General features: G+C 69.8%; 14 protein-coding genes. 9 read left to right on the top strand and 5 right to left on the bottom strand.

The window, feature by feature from the left end:
* Positions 1-134: 134 nt before the first annotated feature.
* A complete protein-coding gene (locus ACIRRA_RS16125; protein ID WP_402767996.1) occupies positions 135-1,553 on the top strand; it encodes an amidase in 1,419 nt (472 codons plus the stop codon).
* 94 nt (positions 1,554-1,647) lie between these two features.
* Here the strand turns inward: ACIRRA_RS16125 and ACIRRA_RS16120 are convergent, their stop codons facing one another.
* The 3 genes from ACIRRA_RS16120 to ACIRRA_RS16110 form a co-directional block, all read right to left on the bottom strand.
* Positions 1,648-2,877 carry a cytochrome P450 gene (locus ACIRRA_RS16120; protein ID WP_402767994.1) on the bottom strand — a complete coding sequence of 410 codons (1,230 nt, stop codon included), beginning with the start codon at positions 2,875-2,877 and terminating at the stop codon, positions 1,648-1,650.
* A gap of 10 nt (positions 2,878-2,887) precedes the next feature.
* Entirely contained in the window at positions 2,888-4,102 is a 1,215-nt protein-coding gene (locus tag ACIRRA_RS16115; protein WP_402767992.1) for a cytochrome P450, read from the bottom strand.
* 178 nt (positions 4,103-4,280) lie between these two features.
* Positions 4,281-5,783 carry a serine/threonine-protein kinase gene (locus ACIRRA_RS16110; protein WP_402767990.1) on the bottom strand — a complete coding sequence of 501 codons (1,503 nt, stop codon included), beginning with the start codon at positions 5,781-5,783 and terminating at the stop codon, positions 4,281-4,283.
* Between the two features lie 252 nt (positions 5,784-6,035).
* Between ACIRRA_RS16110 and ACIRRA_RS16105 the strand changes: the two genes are divergently transcribed.
* A complete protein-coding gene (locus ACIRRA_RS16105; RefSeq protein WP_402767988.1) occupies positions 6,036-6,479 on the top strand; it encodes a hypothetical protein in 444 nt (147 codons plus the stop codon).
* Between the two features lie 8 nt (positions 6,480-6,487).
* Here ACIRRA_RS16105 and ACIRRA_RS16100 read toward each other — a convergent pair whose 3' ends face one another.
* Entirely contained in the window at positions 6,488-7,225 is a 738-nt protein-coding gene (locus ACIRRA_RS16100; protein WP_402767986.1) for a FadR/GntR family transcriptional regulator, read from the bottom strand.
* Positions 7,226-7,347: 122 nt separating this feature from the next.
* Here ACIRRA_RS16100 and ACIRRA_RS16095 point away from each other — a divergent pair, with 122 nt between their 5' ends.
* From ACIRRA_RS16095 to ACIRRA_RS16065, 7 genes are all read left to right on the top strand, one after another.
* Positions 7,348-8,757 carry a GntP family permease gene (locus ACIRRA_RS16095; protein WP_402767984.1) on the top strand — a complete coding sequence of 470 codons (1,410 nt, stop codon included), beginning with the start codon at positions 7,348-7,350 and terminating at the stop codon, positions 8,755-8,757.
* Positions 8,758-8,765: 8 nt separating this feature from the next.
* Positions 8,766-9,302 carry a gluconokinase gene (locus tag ACIRRA_RS16090; RefSeq protein WP_402767982.1) on the top strand — a complete coding sequence of 179 codons (537 nt, stop codon included), beginning with the start codon at positions 8,766-8,768 and terminating at the stop codon, positions 9,300-9,302.
* Between the two features lie 47 nt (positions 9,303-9,349).
* Positions 9,350-10,294: an alpha/beta hydrolase family esterase gene (locus ACIRRA_RS16085; RefSeq protein WP_402767980.1), complete on the top strand. Its 945-nt coding sequence runs from the start codon at positions 9,350-9,352 to the stop codon at positions 10,292-10,294.
* A gap of 141 nt (positions 10,295-10,435) precedes the next feature.
* Entirely contained in the window at positions 10,436-14,332 is a 3,897-nt protein-coding gene (locus ACIRRA_RS16080; RefSeq protein WP_402767978.1) for a Pls/PosA family non-ribosomal peptide synthetase, read from the top strand.
* Positions 14,332-15,687 carry a M1 family metallopeptidase gene (locus ACIRRA_RS16075; protein WP_402767976.1) on the top strand — a complete coding sequence of 452 codons (1,356 nt, stop codon included), beginning with the start codon at positions 14,332-14,334 and terminating at the stop codon, positions 15,685-15,687. The genes ACIRRA_RS16080 and ACIRRA_RS16075 overlap by 1 nt, the downstream gene beginning before the upstream one ends.
* A 128-nt stretch (positions 15,688-15,815) precedes the next feature.
* Positions 15,816-17,456 (top strand): DEAD/DEAH box helicase, encoded by a 1,641-nt coding sequence (locus ACIRRA_RS16070; protein ID WP_402767974.1) that lies wholly within the window; start codon positions 15,816-15,818, stop codon positions 17,454-17,456.
* Positions 17,457-17,666: 210 nt separating this feature from the next.
* Positions 17,667-17,831 carry a hypothetical protein gene (locus ACIRRA_RS16065; RefSeq protein ID WP_402767973.1) on the top strand — a complete coding sequence of 55 codons (165 nt, stop codon included), beginning with the start codon at positions 17,667-17,669 and terminating at the stop codon, positions 17,829-17,831.
* 3 nt (positions 17,832-17,834) lie between these two features.
* Here the strand turns inward: ACIRRA_RS16065 and ACIRRA_RS16060 are convergent, their stop codons facing one another.
* Positions 17,835-18,692 (bottom strand): phytanoyl-CoA dioxygenase family protein, encoded by an 858-nt coding sequence (locus ACIRRA_RS16060; protein ID WP_402767971.1) that lies wholly within the window; start codon positions 18,690-18,692, stop codon positions 17,835-17,837.
* Between the last annotated feature and the right edge of the window lie 19 nt (positions 18,693-18,711).

Genomic DNA, 18,711 nt, shown 5'->3' with positions numbered 1-18,711 from the left:
GTCCCGCATCCACCCCGCAAACGCGCGGCGGCCATCGAGCCGCGTGTGCCGATGCGCGACAGGGGTCGAGGATTCGGGCTGTGGGCGTCACTATGGGAGCCGAGGCAATCGCATCCGGATCATGAGGAGCGCCGGTGGATTCCGACATCTGTTACGCGTCCGCACGGGAGCTGGCCGGCTGGCTGCGCGCCCGCCAGGTCTCGGCCGTGGAGGTGGTGCGCGCCCACCTGGATCGGATCGAGCGGATCAATCCCAAGGTCAATGCCATCGTCACCCTGGTGGGCGAGCAGGCGCTCGACGCCGCCCGCGCCGCCGACCAGCGGGTGGCCGCCGGGGCCGAACCGGGTCCGCTGCACGGAATTCCGATGGCGCACAAGGACACCCACGACACCGCGGGCATCCGCACCACCTACGGCAGCCCGCTGCTGGCGCAGCAGATCCCCGAGCGCGACGAGCTGCTGATCGAGCGGCTGCACGCGGCCGGGGTCATCACCGTGGGCAAGACCAATGTGCCGGAGTTCGGGGCCGGCTCGCACACCGTGAATCCGATCTTCGGTGCCACCCGCAATCCCTACGATCTCGGCAAGTCGGCGGGCGGCAGCAGCGGTGGCGCCGCGGCGGCGCTGGCGTGCGGTCTGCAGCCGCTGGCCGACGGCAGCGATATGGGCGGGTCGCTGCGCAATCCGGCGTCGTTCTGCAATGTGGTGGGCTTCCGTCCGTCGCCGGGCCGGGTGCCGACCTGGCCGGATCCGTACGCGTGGGGAACGCTGACGGTGCAGGGGCCGATGGCACGCACGGTGGCCGATGCGGCGCTGCTGCTGTCGGTGCTGGCGGGCCCGGATCCGCGCAGTCCCCTCGCGATCACCGAACCAGGGTCGATCTTCGCCGGATCCCTGGACCGGGACCTGCGCGGGCTGCGGGTGGCGTGGTCGCCGGATCTGGGCGGGGCGGTGCCGGTCGATCGGGCGGTGCGGGAGGTGCTCGAACCGGCGGTCCGGGTGTTCTCCGAGCTCGGTGCGGTCGTGACCGAGGACTGCCCGGATCTGTCGGGGGCAGAACAGGTTTTCCGGACGCTGCGCGCGTGGCTGTTCGCGCTGGCGCTGGAACCGGTACTGGCACACCGGGATCGGGTCAAGCCGTCACTGGTGTGGAATATCGAGCAGGGGCTGGCGTTGAGCGGGCGCGACATCGCCGAAGCCGAAGTGCTGCATACGATGCTGTTCCATCGGATGCGGGAGTTCTTCGAGCGCTATGACGTGCTGCTGCTGCCGGTGAGCCAGGTACCGCCGTTCGATGTGGAGCTCGAGTATCCGGACACGGTGGACGGCGAGCCGATGCACACCTATCTGGATTGGATGCGGTCGGCGTATTTCATCAGTGCCACCGGGTGTCCGGCCCTGTCGGTGCCCGCCGGATTCACCACCGCCTGGCTGCCGGTGGGATTGCAGATCGTCGGCCCGCATCGTGCCGACCGCCTGGTTCTGGAGGTCGGACACGCGTTCGAGCAGGCCACCGGATTCGGCACCGTGCGGCCACCCGTCGCCGCGGGCTGATTCACTCCCCTGCCCGGGGTGGAGCCGCTCTCGAGGCTGGCCGCGGAGTCGCGTTCGGCGGGCCGGGCACGAACCCGGCCCACGACGGTCGTGACTACTCGCCGCCCAGCCGCACCGGCAGGCTGGTGTGCCCGTTGGAGATGAAGCTGCCCAGCGGGGTCAATTCCGTTGCGTCCGTGGCCAGCCGGAGGTTCGGGAAGCGCTCGAACAGGGCGGGCAGCGCGATGGCGGCCTCCAGCCGGGCCAGCGGGGCGCCCAGGCAGTGGTGGGCGCCGTGCCCGAAGGCCACGTGCTGATCCTTGGTGTCGCGGCGGACGTCGAAGCTGTCGGCGGTCGCACCGTGGATCCGCGGGTCGCGGCTGGCGCCGGCGTAGGAGGCAAGGATGGCCTCGCCCTTGGGGATGGTGAAGCCGTCGATCTCGATGTCCTCCACCGCGTATCGCAGCGGCAGGTGCGCCACCGGCGACTGGTAGCGCAGGGTCTCCTCGATGACGTCGTTCCACGACGCCTGCTCGGCGACGACCGCGACCAGCTGCTCCGGGTGGGTGAGCAGGGCGACGATGGCCTGGTCGAGCAGATTCACGGTGGTCTCGTGCCCGGCATTGATGACGAGCATGAGGGTTTCGACGAGTTCCTTGTCGGCCAGCTGCGAGCCGTCCTCGTCGTCGCGGGCGGCGATCATGGCGCTGGTGATGTCGTCGCCCGGGTTGTCGCGGCGGTAGGCGACGAGTTCGCCCACCCGCTCGTACATTTCGAGGAAGTTGGCCATCGACTCCTCGGCGGTCAGGGACCCGTCGAAGAAGCCGTCGACACACTTGTGGATCGCGGCGTCGAGGTGCTCGGGCACCCCCATGAGGCCGCTGATCACGCGGATCGGCACCGGGTAGGCGTAGAGCGAGCGCAGGTCCGCGACCGAGCCCGCCGGGAGCGCGGCCAGCTCGTCGAGCAGCTCGGTGACGATGGCCTCGATGCGCTCGCGCATGGCGGTGGTGCGGCGGTGAGTGAAGGCCGGGGACACCAGCTTTCGCAGTCGGCGGTGGTCGGCGCCGTACGCGGTGAACATGTTCTCCACCGCCACCCAGGGCAGCAGCGGCCAGGCCTCGGTGATCTCGCCGTTGATGAACGCGGACCAGTGCTGGCGCGGATCCTTCGAGACGCGGGCATCGGCCAGCAGGGTCTTGAGCACGGCCTGGTCGGTGACCGACCACGCCGTCACGCCGCCGGGCAGCTCGACCAGCGTGATGGGGCCCTGCTCGCGAATCCGGGCGGATTCGCCCTGGATGTCGGTGCCGGTGACATCCAGCACGATCGGGCTCTGGGACATGGGGCGCTCCTTACACCGCGCGCGGCGCGGGACTGATCGGGAATTCGACCGGCAGTGCCACCATGGCGCGGTGGAACGGACCCGGTCGCCAGGAGATGTCGTGTTTCGGGACGGCCAGTGTCAGATCCGGCACCGCGTCCAGCAGCTGGTCGATGGCGGTCTGCGCGACCAGGTAGGCCACCGATCGGGCGGGGCAGGCGTGCGGGCCCGCGCTCCAGGCCAGGTGCGACCGGTTGCCGGTGCGGTCGCCGCCCGCGATCTCGGGATCGTTGTTGCAGGCGGCGAGGCTGATCAGGACCGGCTGATGGGCGGGCAGCCAGGTGGTGTCGATGAGGATGGGCTGACGGGGGTAGCTGATGGAGAAGTTGGCCATCGGCGGGTCGTTGAAGAGCACCTCGTCGAGCGCGTCGCGGGTGGAGAGGCTGCCGCCCAGCATGTCTCCGCCGAAACGGTCGTCGGTGAGCATGAGCAGCAGGGTGTTGCTGATCAGGTTCTGCATGGGCTCGATGCCCGCGCCGTAGAAGCTGACCAGCTGGTACAGCATCTCCTCGTCGTTCAGCGCGGACGGGTGATGGGCCATGCGCGAGGTGACGTCGTCGCCGGGCTCGGCGCGGCGCATGGCGATGAGCTCCATGAGCGCCTCGGCCAGGGTCTGCATGCCCCACGCGGCATTGACGGTGTCGAACAACGCGGCCATGCCGGTGGCCACCCGCTGGCCGATATCCGCTGAGCAGCCGACCAATTGGTTGAGCACCTCGAACACCAGCGGCAGCGCGTACTGCGACACCAGGTCGGCGCCGCCCGCGGCGGCCAGGCCCGCGATCAGCCGGCCCGCGATCTCCTCGACCGTGGAATGCACGGCGTGCAGGTCGATCCCGTCGATACCGGCGGTGTAGGCCTGCCGGTAGCGGGTGTGCTCGGCGCCCGCGTTACGCAGCGCGTTGGGGTACCACTGCATCATCGGCCGGATCGGCGAATCCTCGGGGATGCCCTCCTGCCAGACCCTCGGATCGGCCGGAAAGTGCTCGGGATCATTGAGGATTCGCAGCGCTGTCCGATAGTTCACCACCAGCGTCGCGGGCACCCCGGGCGCCAGCTCGATGGGCACCATGGAGCCGTACTGCCGGCGCATCTCGCGGTAGGCCCGGTGTGGATCGGCCGCGAATTCCGGCGTCCCCAACAGAATCCGGAGCTCTTCCACCCCGACCGGCGACCCGCCGCGCACCGGGCATCCCCCGGACCCCGAGACCCCGCTCCACGATCCTGTCGACTCCAAGTCCGAAACTCCCTACCGACGAACGACTTTCACCGGACCCACCGGGTCGTCCCCGTCGAGTCAACGCTTCGCACCCTAGCAGCCTCGCAGCACACCCACCCCTTTTGTGAAACGGCAACCGCAGGCACTACTCCTCGACGATGGAGGTGATGAGGGTGCGGCTGCCGACCGTGCGGGTGGTGACGGTCTGGGTGAAGACGTCCTGAAGTTCACCGGGACGCTGCTGGGCGACCTTCACCGCCCAGTGGTCGTCGTCGGCAGCGGCGATCCGGCTGACCTGCACGCAATAGCGGGTACCGACGGGCAGGGAGTCGATGCCGCTCTGGATCTTGGCGGCGTCCGCGACATTCGCCGCGTCCTCGGCCACGAATTCCCGTGCGACGCTGCCGGAGCGGAGTACGTAGTAGGCGTACTCGAAGGCGAGGACGGCGTCGGGGCCGCTGGCGATGCCGCCCGGATCGGTGCCGGTCACTCCGTCGGGGGTGCGGCGGGACTGGCACCCGTCCGCGGCCGCGCCCGCGCCCGCGGACGTACTGATCGAGGTGGGGACGGCGCTCGTACTGCGGCGAGTGGGTACTGCCGCCGTCGAGCTGGTCGAGGACCCGGCCGCGCTGTGCGGGCTGGAATCGGCGAGCGTCGTGAGGATTCCGGCCGCCGTGGCCGCGGCGCCGGCCAGCAGCGCCACGGCCAGGAACACCAGCAGGGTGCGCGAGCGGGTCCACTGGCGACTCGGTGGAATCGCCTTGTGGCTGTGCGTCTCCCGAGGCGGCGGCGCCGGTGTCGGGGGCCGCGCGCCGGCGATCGCCTCGCTCACCGCGACCGACAGCTCGGTGCAGGTGGCGAATCGGGCCCGGGGATTCTTCGCCATCGCCCGGGCCAGCACCGGATCCAGGGCGGCGGGCAGCGCCGGATTCCGTTCCCGCAGTGAGGGCACCGGGGCCCGGACGTGCTGGTAGATCAGCCGCGGCAGATCCGAGTCGCCAAACGGCGGTACACCGGTGAGCATTTCGAACAGCGTGCAGCCGAGGGAGTAGATGTCGGCGCGGCGGTCGACCCGCGCCTCGCCGTGGAAACGCTCCGGCGCGGTGTACTGGAAACTGGCCACCACCTCGCCGTTCTCGGTGATACCGCGCACCTCGTGCCGGGACTCGGCGATGCCGAAGTCGGTGAGCAGCGCCCACTCTCGCGGCTGAGCGGTCAGCAGGACATTGGCGGGCTTGACGTCGCGGTGCAGCACGCCCGCCTCGTGGGCGTAGTCCAGGGCGCGTGCCAGGTCGGCGGTGATGGCAGCGGCGCGTTCGGGCTCCAGGGGCCCGTCCAGCAGTTCGGCGGCCAGATCGGAGCCGTCGACGTAGGCCATGGCCAGCCACAACCGTCCCTGTTCCTCGCCCCGGGCGTAGATGGTGACGATGTTCGGATGCGACAGCCGGGCAATGATGTTCGCCTCCCGCAGGAAACGCTGCCGGGTCTCGTCGTCATCGCTGGCCACGCGATTGAGCAGCTTCAATGCGACGAACCTGGGTAGGTCCCGATCGTGGGCCAGATATACCTCGCCCATCCCACCGGCGCCCAGTAGTCGCTCGACCCGATATCCGGCGAAGACCACGCCGGTTCGGAGCTGCTCAGCCAACCAAATCCTCCCGATCCACGTGCACCGCAGACAATACCGGGCACCCGGGGCCGAGTCCGCCGCCCGCCCCAACCGATTCCGCGGCCCGGCGTCCTGCACGAAACGGGGTAAGCGCGGTGTGCGGATTGGATAGGCTGGAGAGGAACGGCTTCCGCGCGCGACGAGGCTAGTCGTCGGGGGTCGTCTCGGGCCGGATGGCGGGAGACGGGCTGTGCGGTCGTGGAATTCGACCGGCAGGAAGGACATCCGATTATGAGGATTGTACGGATGCTGGCGGGGGTGATCGCGGCCGCCGGGCTCGCATTGGGCGTCGGCGGGGTGGGCGCGGCCCCGGCGCAGGCGGATTGGCTGCCGCAGTGGGCGCCGTTCGGCACCACGGTGTTCACCTTCGGGGACGCGAATTTCTGTGCGGGGCAGATCGCGGTGGGTCTGGAGGCCACGCACGGCATGCCCGGCCATGTGACCGCGCACGTGACACCGCTGGGGTATCTGGGTGGGCCGTGCGGCAATCACATCGTGCTGGGCTGGCTGGGGTCCGCGGGCGGCGGATCGCGGGACGTGTATGTCCGCACCGGTGCTGGTCCGGGTGAAACCCAGACGGTCGACCTGTGGGTCGGGATGGGACTGGCCAAGCTGTTCGCCAACAGCTGGCCGCTGCAGGGCCCGTGGGCGGAGTGGTATCTGATCGTGCCCTAGCGGCAGCGCTATTCGGGCGTCGTCGGCCGCAGGCAGGCGATCGCGGTGGCGGATTCGGACACGATCTCGCGCATGGCGGATTCGGCGCCGGGTCCGTCACCGGACTGGATCGCGGCGGCGACGGCGGCGTGCAGCTGCAGGGCCTGCGGATTGGCCTGTACCGGCATGAGCTCGTGTTCGGTTCTGCCGGTGAGGACTTCGCGAATGATCGGGGCGAAGACCTGCAGCAGCGGATTGCCGGACGCGGCCAGCAGGGTGGCGTGGAACGCGATGTCGTGGTCGAGGTAGGCGGCGGTGTTGGCGGCGCGGGCCGTGGCCGACATGCCCATGACCGCCGCGGTCAGGGCCGCGCACTGCTCGGGTGTCGCGTGCGTGGCGGCCGCGCGGGCGGCCAGTGGTTCGATGCCGGAACGGAGTTCGGCCAGCCAGGCCAGCTGGGCGAAGCGGTTGGGGCCGGCGAGCTGCCAGCGGATCAGTTTGGGGTCCAGCGCATGCCAGTGCGCGGGGTCCAGGACGGTGATGCCCGCACGCCGCCGGATGCTGACCATGCCCAGGGATTCCAGCACGCGCACGACCTCGCGGGCGACGGTGCGTGAGACGTGGAAGCGGGTGGCGATCTCGTCGGAGGAGATGCGCGTGCCGGGTGCGATGCCGCCGGAGGCGATGTCGGCGCCGAGCCGATCCAGCACCGATTCGTGCAGGGGCAAGAACTCGGCGCGGTCGACCATGGCTTCAGTGTCACACATCCGAGGCATATCTATCGACATCCAGAGTGAAATACGTAGTACTTATTTGAGCATATGCTTGTTATAGTCGTCCGTATTTGGCTCTGTGCCCTGGATCACTGCACCCGACTCGAAGAAGCGTCATGCCCAACCTCGAACCACTCGCTGTCGCGAACCTGGCCGACGCGGCCACCCGGCATACCGGTAGCGCCCAGCTCATCACCGCGGCCGTGCTCGGTGTCGCGCTCATCGTCGGCCTGATCACCTGGCTGAAAATGCATCCGTTCCTGGCGCTGGCCATCGGCGCGGTCGCGGTCGGGCTCATCGCCCGGCTGGGCGCGACCGACACCGTGACCTCCTTCGTCAAGGGCTTCGGCTCGACCATGGGCAGCGTCGGCATCCTGATCGGCTTCGGCGCCATGTTCGGCAAGCTGCTCGCCGATTCCGGCGGCGCGGATCAGGTGGTCGACACCGTGGTGAACCGGGCCGGGCCGCGGGCGCTGCCGTGGGTGATGGGTCTGGTGGGCGCGATCATCGGCCTGCCCATGTTCTTCGAGATCGGTGTGGTGCTGCTGATGCCGATCATCCTGTTGGTCGCCAACCGGTCGCGACTTCCCTTGATGGCGGTGGCGATTCCGGCGCTGGCGGGCCTGTCGGCCATGCACGGCCTGGTGCCGCCGCACCCGGGTCCGCTGGTCGCGGTGGCGGCGCTCGAGGCCGATCTCGGACTGACGCTGGGTCTGGGTGTGCTGGTGGCGGTGCCGACGGTGATCATCGCGGGGCCGCTGTTCGGCAAGCTGGCCGCGCGGTGGGTGAATGTGCCGGTGCCGGAACTGTTCTCGACCGGTGGGGCCGCCGGGCAACCCGCCGAGCAGAAGGGGCCGCGGCCGAGCTTCGCCGCCACCCTGGCCACCATCCTGCTGCCGGTCGTGCTGATGCTCGGCAGCGCGGTCTTCGACGTGGTCTCGCCGAGGTCCGGGTCCGAGGTGAAGAAGGTCCTGGATGTGCTCGGCACCCCGGTCGTCGCGCTGGGTATCGCACTGATGGTGGGCATGATCGTGCTCGGCCGTGGCGGCCGCATGACGCGGGACGCCTTGGCGGACACCATGAACAGCGCGCTGCCGCCGGTCGCAGGCATCCTGCTGATCGTCGGCGCGGGCGGCGGCTTCAAACAGGTGCTGGTCGACACCGGCATCGCCGGCACCATTGCCGACGCGATTCGCGACAGCAGCCTGCCGGTGCTGCTGCTGGCCTGGTTCGTGGCCGCGCTGATCCGCGTCGCCACCGGGTCGGCCACCGTCGCAACGGTGACGGCGTCGGGCATTCTCGCTCCGGTCGCGGCCGGGCTCAGCACCTCCCACGTCTCGCTCATGGTGCTGGCGATCGGGTCGGGCTCGCTGTTCCTGTCGCACGTCAATGACGCCGGGTTCTGGATGGTCAAGGAGTATCTGCACCTGGACGTCGTGCAGACGCTGAAGTCGTGGAGCCTCATGGAATGCGTGATCTCAGTGGCCGGGCTGGCGGGCGTGCTCGCCCTCAGCGCGGTCGTCTAGGAGCAGCGATGGCAACCCCCGCGCGACCGCAGATCACAGTGCTCATGGGCGTCTCCGGATCCGGGAAATCCACGGTCGCCGGCATGCTGGTGAGCAGCCTGGGCTGGGATCTCCTCGAAGGCGACGACCTGCACCCGCCCGCCAATATCGCGAAGATGGCCGCGGGCCACGCCCTCACCGACGCCGATCGGGAGCCGTGGCTGGAGGCCATCGCGACCTGGATGTCCAACGAGTTCACGGCGGGCCGCTCGGCGGTCGTGACCTGTTCGGCCTTGAAGCGCTCCTACCGGGACGTGCTGCGCCGCAGCCTCGCCGGGCACCCCGGCGCGGTGCTGACCTTCCTGCATCTCACCGGATCCCGGGACGAGTTGCAGCGCCGCCTCACCGCGCGCATGGACCATTTCATGCCGCCGGGCCTGCTCGATTCCCAGCTCGGCACCCTGGAGGCGCCGGGTCCCGACGAGCATATTCTCAGCATCGAAATAGGTCCTCCACCACACGAAGTCGCCGCCACGGCACTGGCCGCCATCCGGGCTCACAGCTGACACGAAGCTTCAGCTCAGCTTCAGGCTGCCTCTCTACGATCACTCGGGTGAACGCACCGAGATTCGCCGCAGCGATCGTGCTGTTCAGCGCCTTCATGGCCGCCGGGTGCGGGCACCCGCGGGCCCGCGCCGCTGGCGACACCACCGTCACCCTCGAATACGGCGGACTGCAGCGGCAATACATCATCCACTACCCCGCCAACCGACCGCAGGGCCTGCTGCCCGCCGTGCTCGCCTTCCACGGTGGCGGCGGCAATGCCGAGAACATGGCCGGTTCCTTCGGCTTCGACATGGCCTCCGACGCCGACGGTTTCATCGCCGTCTACCCGAACGGCTACGGGAAGTCCTGGAACGACGGCCGCGGCGACGACACCCACGCCGGCGCCGCGAATATCGACGACGTGGGTTTCGTTGCGGCCGTGATCGACCGGATCATCGCGGACGACTCCGTCGACCCCGCCCGCGTCTATGCCACCGGCATGTCCAATGGCGGCATGTTCACCGAGGACCTCGGCTGCCGCCTGTCCGGGAAGCTGGCGGCCATCGCCCCGGTAGCGGGCCCGCTCCCCGAGGACGACGTATCCGCCTGTGCCCCAACCCATTCCCTGCCGGTTCTGGAGGTCCACGGCACCTCCGACCCGATCGTCCCCTACGCCGGTGGTGTCGTGCGCATCACCTCCGGCCACCACGGCGCGGGCTCGAGCCCGGTGCTCTCGGTCGACGCCACCCAGCAGCTGTGGCGCGAGAAGAACTCCTGCGACGCGGCCACCACGACCACGCTCCCGCAGCGCATCGACGACGGCACCACCGTGACCGTCCAATCCTCCGACTGCGCGAACGGCGCCAAGGTCCAGCTCTATTCGATCGCCGAGGGCGGCCACACCTGGCCGGACGGCCCGCAGTACCTGCCGCAGCCGATTGTCGGCAAGGTCACCCACCAGTTCGACGCCACCGACGTGATCTGGCGATTCTTCGCACAGTTCCACGCATAGCCGCCAGGTGAACACCGGACGACCAGGACGTACCGGTACCGTGGGCCAATGGCCGCCTCACAGTTTGCCTGTCGGTAACTCTCGTATGAAACAACCAACGCAGAAGCGCCGGATGGTTCCACGAGAGGTGGGCAGCACCTAATGCCGCAACAGCAGGCCGATACCGCGATAGACGCGAACCCGATGCTGCGGGCCGCCCTCGCACCGCAGGCCCGCACGCTGGTCGATATTCTCGCCGCCACCGCCGCGGCGCACCCCGACGCACCCGCCCTCGACGACGGTGAGGTGGAACTCGGATACGCGGAGCTGCTCACCGAGATCGCGCTCGAGGTCGAGCGCCTGGCCGCGGCCGGGGTGCGGGCGGGCGACCGGGTCGGGGTCCGGATGCCATCCGGCACGCGCGGGCTGTACATCACGATCCTGGCGGTCCTGCACGCCGGAGCCGCGTACGTGCCGGTGGACGCCGATGATCCCGACGAACGCGCCCGGCTGGTGTTCGGGGAGGCGCGGGTCTCGGCCATCGTGACCGCGGATGGGATCGAATCCACCGGAGTGGCAAGGGAATCCGGCGATCGCGTGACGACCGCCACGCCCACCCCTGGCGACGACGCGTGGATCATCTTCACCTCCGGGTCCACCGGAACACCGAAAGGCGTTGCGGTGACCCATCGCAATGCCGCGGCGTTCGTCGATGCCGAGGCGCGGCTGTTCCTGCAGAATGCGCCGATCGGGCCCGGGGATCGGGTGCTGGCCGGACTGTCGGTCGCCTTCGACGCCTCGTGCGAGGAGATGTGGCTGGCGTGGCGGCACGGCGCCTGCCTGGTCCCGGCCCCGCGCGCGCTGGTGCGGACCGGCGCCGATCTGGGGCCGTGGCTGGTCCGCAGGGAGATCAGCATCGTCTCGACCGTGCCCACGCTGGCGGCCACCTGGCCCGCCGAGGCGCTCGAACCCGTGCGGCTGCTCATCTTCGGCGGTGAGGCGGTGCCGCCCGAGCTGGCCGAACGGCTTGCGGGCAACCAGCATTCCGAGCGCGAGGTGTGGAACACCTACGGCCCCACCGAGGCCACCGTCGTGGCCTGCGCGGCGCTGCTGGACGGCGGCTTCCCCATCCGGATCGGGCTGCCGCTGGACGGCTGGGACCTGACCGTCGTCGACGCGACCGGAGATCCGGTGGGCGAGGGCGAATCCGGTGAGCTGGTCATCGGCGGTGTCGGGCTGGCACGCTATCTCGATCCGGCCAAGGACGCCGAGAAGTACGCGCCGCTGCCGTCGGTCGGCTGGGAACGCGCCTACCGCAGTGGCGATCTGGTGCGCAACGATCGCGAGGGACTGGTCTTCCTGGGCCGGGCCGACGATCAGATCAAACTGGGTGGCCGCCGCATCGAGCTCGGCGAGATCGACAATGCGCTGCAGCATCTGCCGGGTGTGACGGGCGCGGCGGCCGCGATCCGGACCACCAACGCGGGCAACAAGATCCTGGTCGGCTACCTGACCGGACCTGATGCCGGCTACGACCTCACCGCCGCGAGAAACATTCTCGCCGAACAGCTTCCGGCCCCGCTGGTGCCGCGACTGGCCGTGGTCGGGGAACTGCCGACCCGCACCTCCGGCAAGGTCGACCGCGACGCGCTCCCCTGGCCGCTGCCCAAGGCCATCGCCGCCACCCCCGAGAGCGGTCTGTCCGAGACCGAGCGGTGGGTCGCGGGACTGTGGGATTCGATTCTCGGTGCGGAGGTCACCGACCCGAACGCCGACTTCTTCGATCTGGGCGGCGGCTCGCTCGCGGCCGCCCAGTTGGTGGCGGCGCTGCGGGAGCGGCAGCCGCGCATCGCCGTCGCGGACCTCTACGACCATCCGCGGCTGGGCGCCCTGGCCGCCCTGCTGGACGGCTTCGCGCCGACCGCCGCGGTCGAGGAGCGACTGGTCCGGCCGGTCCCCCGGTCGGCGCAGCTGTTCCAGGTGCTGGCAACGATTCCACTCACCACCCTGACCGGCCTGCAATGGCTGACCTGGCTGTCGATCGTCGGCAATGTCGCCGGCTGGTCGGGTTCGCTGCCGTGGCTGCCGCACCTGTCGTGGTGGTGGATGCTGCTGGCGTTCCTGCTCTTCATCTCCCCGCCCGGCCGGATGGCGCTGTGCGTGGCCGGTTCCCGGCTGCTGCTGCGCGGCGTCCGCGCGGGCACCTATCCGCGTGGCGGGCGGGTGCACCTGCGGCTGTGGATGGCCGTGCGACTGTCCGAGGCCAGCGGCGCCGAGAACCTGTCCGGCGCACCGTGGATGGTGCCATTCGCGCGGGCGCTCGGTGCGAAGGTGGGCCGGGGCGTCGACCTGCACACGCTGCCGCCGGTCACCGGCATGCTGGAACTGGGCGACGGCTGCAGCGTCGAACCCGAGGTGGACCTGTCCGGGTTCTGGATCGACGGCGACCTCGTGCACATCGGGCCGATCGAGATCGGGCCGGGCGCGGTGGTCGGCGCCCGCTCGATCCTGCTGCCCGGCACCAGGATCGGCCGCAATGCCGAGATCGCGCCCGGCTCCTCGGTATCGGGCAAGGTGAAGGCCGAACAGGAGTGGGCCGGCTCCCCCGCCGTGAAAGTCGGCCGGGCACAGCACCGCTGGCCCGACGAGACGCCCGCGCGGGCCGCGCACTGGGTGGCGATCTTCGGCATCACCTCGATGGTGCTGGCCTCGGTGCCGATCTTCGCGCTGGGCACCGGCGGTCTGCTCATCGCCTGGTGGATTCGTGACACCCGGACGCTGGCAGCCGGATTCGAGCGCGCCTTCGCCGTCCTACCGGTGGCCATGCTGCTGGTGCTGGCCGTGTACGCGGCGGTCACCATCGTGGCCGTGCGGCTGCTCGGCATCGGGCTGACCGAGGGCCATCACCCCGTGCGCAGCCGCCAGGGCTGGCAGGCGTGGGCCACCGAACGGCTGCTCGATTCCGCACGCACCTTCCTGTTCCCGCTCTACGCCAGCCTGCTGACCCCGGTGTGGCTGCGCCTGCTGGGCGCGAAGGTCGGCAAGCGCGTGGAGGTTTCGACCGTCCTGCTGCTGCCGAAGTTCACCGTGGTCGCCGACGGCGCGTTCCTGGCCGACGACACCATGGTCGCCAGTTACGAACTCGGCGGCGGCTGGCTGCGCATCGGCGAGGCCAAGGTCGGCAAGCGCGCATTCCTCGGCAACTCCGGCATGACCGCGCCCGGGCGGCGGGTGCCCAAGAACGGCCTGGTCGCCGTGCTGTCGGCCGCGCCATCGAAGGCGAAGGCCGGTTCCTCGTGGCTGGGCAGCCCGCCGACCCGCCTGCGCCGCGCCGCCGAATCCGGTGACACCGCACGTACCTTCGATCCGCCGTTCCGTCTGCGCGTGGCCCGCGCGGTGGTGGAAACCTGCCGGTTGATCCCGGTGTTCGTAACCTTCGCCATCGGCCTCGGCGTGCTGTTCGCCCTGGCCTGGCTGGCCCGGACCCTCGGCCACCTGCCCGCCGCACTGCTCAGCGGTGTGGTGCTGCTGGCGGCGGGCGCGGTGGCCGGCGCGGCGTCGGTGCTCGCGAAATGGCTGCTGGTGGGCCGGATTCACACCGAGGAGCATCCGCTGTGGAGCTCGTTCGTGTGGCGCAACGAGGTCGCCGACACCTTCGTGGAGCATGTCGCCGCACCGTGGTTCGCGCGTGCCGCGACCGGGACGCCCGTGCTGAATGTCTGGTTGCGTGGACTCGGCGCCACCATCGGCCGCGGGGTATGGTGCGAATCCTATTGGCTTCCGGAGGCTGACCTGGTGACACTCGGTGACGGCGCGACCGTGGAACGCGGCTGCGTGGTGCAGACCCACCTGTTCCACGACCGGATCATGGCCATGGACACCGTCACCCTCGGAGCGGGCGCCACCCTCGGACCGCACTGTGTCGCCCTGCCTGCCAGCGTGATCGGCGCGGGCGCCACCATCGGACCGGCATCGCTGGTCATGCGCGGCGACAGTGTGCCGCCGTCCACGCGCTGGTGGGGCAACCCCATCGCCCCCTGGCCGGAGGGCCCCCGCTGATGCCCGACCGACTCGACCAGCCCATCGACGATTACCTGCCGCAGAACGGGAATCGCGGCTACCGGGTCTCCCGCTACGAGCTGGAGCTGGTGTACAAGGTCGCGAGCAACCGGCTGGCCGGGCGTGCAGACATCACGGCGGTCACCACCGGGGTGCGAGATCGGTTCGCGCTGGACCTGTCTCAGGAACTGGCGGTGTCCAAGGTGTTCGTGAACGGGACCAAGCCCGCCAAGTTCACCCATCAGCGCGGCAAATTGGTGATCACGCCGCGGCAGCGGATTCCGGCGGGCGGGGTGCTGGCGCTCAGTGTGCAGTACGCGGGCCCGCCCCGGCCGGTGCGCGGCCGGTGGGGTGAGGTCGGGTGGGAGGAGCTCACCGACGGCGCGCTGGTGGCCAGCCAGCCCAATGGCGCGGCCTCCTGGTTCCCGTGTGACGATCACCCGAGTTCCAAGGCCAGCTACCGAATTTCGATCACCACCGACTCGCCGTACTACGCGCAGGCCAATGGCACCCTGGTGCGCAAGCAGACCAAGGCCAGCCAGACCACCTGGGTGTACGAGCAGCCCGAGCCGATGTCCACCTACCTGGCCACCATCCAGATCGGCCACTACCGCAAGCAGCGGGTCGACGCTCCGCGCGGCGCGGTGCCCATGCAGGCGGTGCTGCCGCCGCGGCTGCGCGCGGCCTTCGAGCACGACTTCGCGCGGCAGCCGCGCATGATGGAGGTCTTCGCCGAGAAGTTCGGGCCGTACCCGTTCGAGGCGTATACGGTGGTGGTCACCGATGACGATCTCGAGATTCCCATTGAGGCGCAGGGCATTTCGGTCTTCGGGGCGAATCACTGCGACGGGCGGCGCGGCTACGAGCGGCTGGTCGCGCACGAGCTGGCCCACCAGTGGTTCGGCAACAGCCTGACCATCGCGCGGTGGCGCGACATCTGGCTGCACGAGGGCTTCGCCTGTTACGCGGAATGGATCTGGTCGGAGGAGGCGGGCGGGCCGAGCGCGGACCAGCTGGCGCGCACCGCGCACCGCAATCTGGCCCGGCTCCCGCAGGACCTCCTGCTCGCCGACCCCGGACCGGACCACATGTTCGACGACCGGGTCTACAAGCGCGGTGCACTGACACTGCATGTGTTGCGGCTCACACTCGGTGATGCCACCTTCTTCGATCTCCTGCGCGCATGGACCGCGCGGTATCGCCACGCATCGATCACCACCGACGAATTCACCGACCTGGCAGGGCATTACAGCGTGGCCTCACTGCGTCCGCTCTGGGACGCCTGGCTGTCGACGCGGCCGCTGCCCGCATTGCCGCCCCTCCCCGCATACCGGACGGAAACACCCACCGGGTAGACTTCGGGCGAACCCAGAAGTTGATCATGGATGTGGCACGGCCACATCGAGCGCCAGACTTCGCTAACTCCTCGCAAAGCAGTGTTTCCGCTGCGCGACCAGCACTTTTCGAAGGCACTGCCACACCGATGAATTCGCCCTCCTTCGCCGCGCTCGGCGTGCGTGAACCGCTTGTCCGCGCGCTCGACGCCGCCGGTATCACCGAGCCGTTCCCGATCCAGGCCGACACCCTGCCCGATTCGCTGGCCGGGCGGGACGTGCTCGGCCGTGGGCGGACCGGCAGCGGGAAGACCCTCGCCTTCTCGATCCCGATGGTGGATCGGCTGGGCGCGCGCGGCGGGCGGTGTGCGCCGAATCACCCGGCCGGGCTGGTGCTCGCGCCGACCCGGGAACTGGCGACCCAGATCGCGGCCACCCTGGAACCACTGGCGGCCGCCTACCGCATGTCGGTGACCACCATCTTCGGCGGCGTCTCGCAGCATCGTCAGGTGCAGGCGCTGAAGCGGGGCGTGGACATCATCATCGCCTGCCCCGGCCGCCTCGAGGATCTGATGCGGCAGGACCTGATCAGCCTGGACTCGGTCGCGATCACCATCATCGACGAGGCCGACCACATGGCCGATCTGGGCTTCCTGCCCGGCGTCACCCGCATCCTGGCCGCCACGCCCGAAGACGGTCAGCGCCTGCTGTTCTCGGCCACCCTGGACAACGGCGTCAACAAGCTGGTCAAGAGGTTCCTGCCGGATGCCGTGAAACATGCTGTGGACGAAGCGAATTCGCCGGTCGCCGCCATGACCCACCATGTGTTCGAGGTGCCGAGCATGGAGGCCAAGCGCGCGGTCGTGCACCGCCTGGCCTCCGGGTCCGAACGCCGAATCCTGTTCACCCGCACCAAACATCAGGCCCGCAAGCTGGCCCGCCAGCTCACCACCGCCGGCATCCCCGCCGTCGACCTGCACGGCAATCTCACCCAGCCGGCCCGCGACCGCAACCTCGCCGCCTTCGCCTCGGGCACCGCCAAGGTCCTGGTCGCCACCGACGTCGCGGCCCGCGGCGTCCACGTCGACGGCGTCGAACTCGTGGTCCACGTGGATCCGCCCGCCGAGCACAAGGCCTACCTGCACCGCTCCGGCCGCACCGCCCGCGCCGGCAACCACGGCGACGTCATCACCCTGGTCCTGCCCGACCAGCGCACCGACCTCGCCGCCCTCATGCGCAAGGCCAATATCACTGCCACCCCGCAATCGGTCACCCCCGACTCCCCGGCGGTCACGCAGCTGATCGGCGAGGTGGCCCCGCTGGTCTCCCTCCCCGCGGTCGATGCCGGCGCACAGCACCGTGTCGACACTGCCGCCGCCCCCGCACGGGGATCCCGCTCGCCGAAGAAGCGGACCCGCCCGGCAGCGACCGACACGAAGCAGACCGCACCTCGGAACCGCCGCAGGCAGGGCGCCCAGCACACCGACGACGCGCGCACCCCCGACCGCCCCGCGGCCCGGAAGCCCGACGCCGCCACCGACGGCCGGCCCACCCGCCGCACCGGAGGCCGCGCCGGCGGAAAGCCTCGCACCTCGGCCACCGCGAACGGGCACAACCCGCGCGCCGGCGTCGCCCGTGACGAGAACCAGGGCACCCGCGCCCGGACCGAGCGCCGCGGCACGGCCGATCCGCGGCAGGGTGCCGGGGCCGATCCGCGTACCCGAGGCGCCTCCGGCCGAACCGCATCCCCGCGCACCGACGGCGCCCCGCGCCGTCGTCGCGGCAACTGACACCTTCGACGTCCGACGCCGCGGCCACGTCAGCGGTGTGCCCGCGGCGGATCGACGCTCGGAAGAGTGCGTCCAGAATGTGACAATTGCCCGTATCTAGCGGGCGCGGATTTTTCTACAGTTATTGGATAGCAAGCGGCTACCCGCTCTTACCTCGTGAATTCTCAGCTGTCGTCTCGGGCGCTTTTACAGGGGTCAGGAGAGGAAGTCATGACGACCGACGGCCCACTGAGCGAGCGGGTCATCGTCAAGTTCGAGCGGGTCGAGAACCGGTATCGGGTCTCGGTGACGCCGATCGACCGGCTGCAGTGGCGGGTGGGATACGCGCCGGATATGAAAGCGGCCGTGCAGCTGGCCCGTGAACTGGCCGGCTGAGCACTACAGGGCGGGTGCCCCGGGTTCCAGGAGCCGCTTGGGATGCATGCCGTCGACCTGTCCGATGAACGGCGGGTGGATGCTGTAGCCGAGCATTCGGCGAATGTCCTCGGACACCGCGCGGACCGTATCGCGGGTCATGGAGAGCGTGAACGCCTCCTGGGGGCGCAGCCACGGTTCGCAGTATTGCGCGGTGAGGGCGAGGCGGGGATTCGCGGAGCGATTCGCGCCGCCGCCGTGCCACAGGGTGCCGACGAAGAATACGCAGCTACCCGCCGGCATCACCACGGGTTCACGACGGTCGGATTCCCCGGGCAGGCGATCGTCCCACAGGTGACTGCCCGGAACGATGTCGGTCGCGCCGTTCTCGGCGGTGAAGTCGTCGATGGCCCAGATAGTGGCCGCCCCCAACGCCTTTCGCGGCCGCGGCAGCGGGTAGAAGCCGTCGTCGGCATGCAGCATCTGCGCCTGCTCGCCGGGCAGGATATTGATCACCTGCAGCATGGACAGCAGATAGTTCGGCATGAACAGCCGATCCAGCAGGGCCAGCACCCGCGGGTGGTCGGCGATGCGGTCGCAGGCACGGGTCTTGTTCAGCACGCTGTAGATGCGTTGCGTCGAGTGCCCCTCGAAGTTGTTCCGGCCGATCCGATCCAGCAGTGGCACAACACTTTCCCGGATCTCGTCCAGCTCGGCCGGAGTCAGCATATCGTGCAGGATCACGTAGCCGTCCCGCTCGACCGCGGCCAGATCCGCCTCGGCCACCGCCGGATCCACGCTCACGCCGCTGCTCTCGGTGCGCCGGTAGGTTCCGGCCAGATCGCCGTCCAGATCGCGTAGCGATGTCACCTTCGCGTTCATCCCGCCATCCTTTACATAA

Origin of the sequence: Nocardia sp. NPDC101769, from assembly GCF_044766925.1 — a bacterium.
Lineage (GTDB): Bacteria > Actinomycetota > Actinomycetes > Mycobacteriales > Mycobacteriaceae > Nocardia.
The sequence above is the reverse complement of the archived record's forward strand: the minus strand, read 5'-3'. Positions and strand labels throughout refer to the sequence as shown.

Excerpts from the sequence above, each read along its gene's own strand:
- ACIRRA_RS16120 (WP_402767994.1), bottom strand. The coding sequence starts at position 2,877 with ATGTCCCAGAGCCCGATCGTGCTGGATGTCACCGGCACCGACATCCAG.
- ACIRRA_RS16105 (WP_402767988.1), top strand. The coding sequence starts at position 6,036 with ATGAGGATTGTACGGATGCTGGCGGGGGTGATCGCGGCCGCCGGGCTC.
- ACIRRA_RS16100 (WP_402767986.1), bottom strand. The coding sequence starts at position 7,225 with ATGTGTGACACTGAAGCCATGGTCGACCGCGCCGAGTTCTTGCCCCTG.
- ACIRRA_RS16095 (WP_402767984.1), top strand. The coding sequence starts at position 7,348 with ATGCCCAACCTCGAACCACTCGCTGTCGCGAACCTGGCCGACGCGGCC.
- ACIRRA_RS16090 (WP_402767982.1), top strand. The coding sequence starts at position 8,766 with ATGGCAACCCCCGCGCGACCGCAGATCACAGTGCTCATGGGCGTCTCC.
- ACIRRA_RS16080 (WP_402767978.1), top strand. The coding sequence starts at position 10,436 with ATGCCGCAACAGCAGGCCGATACCGCGATAGACGCGAACCCGATGCTG.
- ACIRRA_RS16075 (WP_402767976.1), top strand. The coding sequence starts at position 14,332 with ATGCCCGACCGACTCGACCAGCCCATCGACGATTACCTGCCGCAGAAC.
- ACIRRA_RS16070 (WP_402767974.1), top strand. The coding sequence starts at position 15,816 with ATGAATTCGCCCTCCTTCGCCGCGCTCGGCGTGCGTGAACCGCTTGTC.
- ACIRRA_RS16065 (WP_402767973.1), top strand. The coding sequence starts at position 17,667 with ATGACGACCGACGGCCCACTGAGCGAGCGGGTCATCGTCAAGTTCGAG.
- ACIRRA_RS16060 (WP_402767971.1), bottom strand. The coding sequence starts at position 18,692 with ATGAACGCGAAGGTGACATCGCTACGCGATCTGGACGGCGATCTGGCC.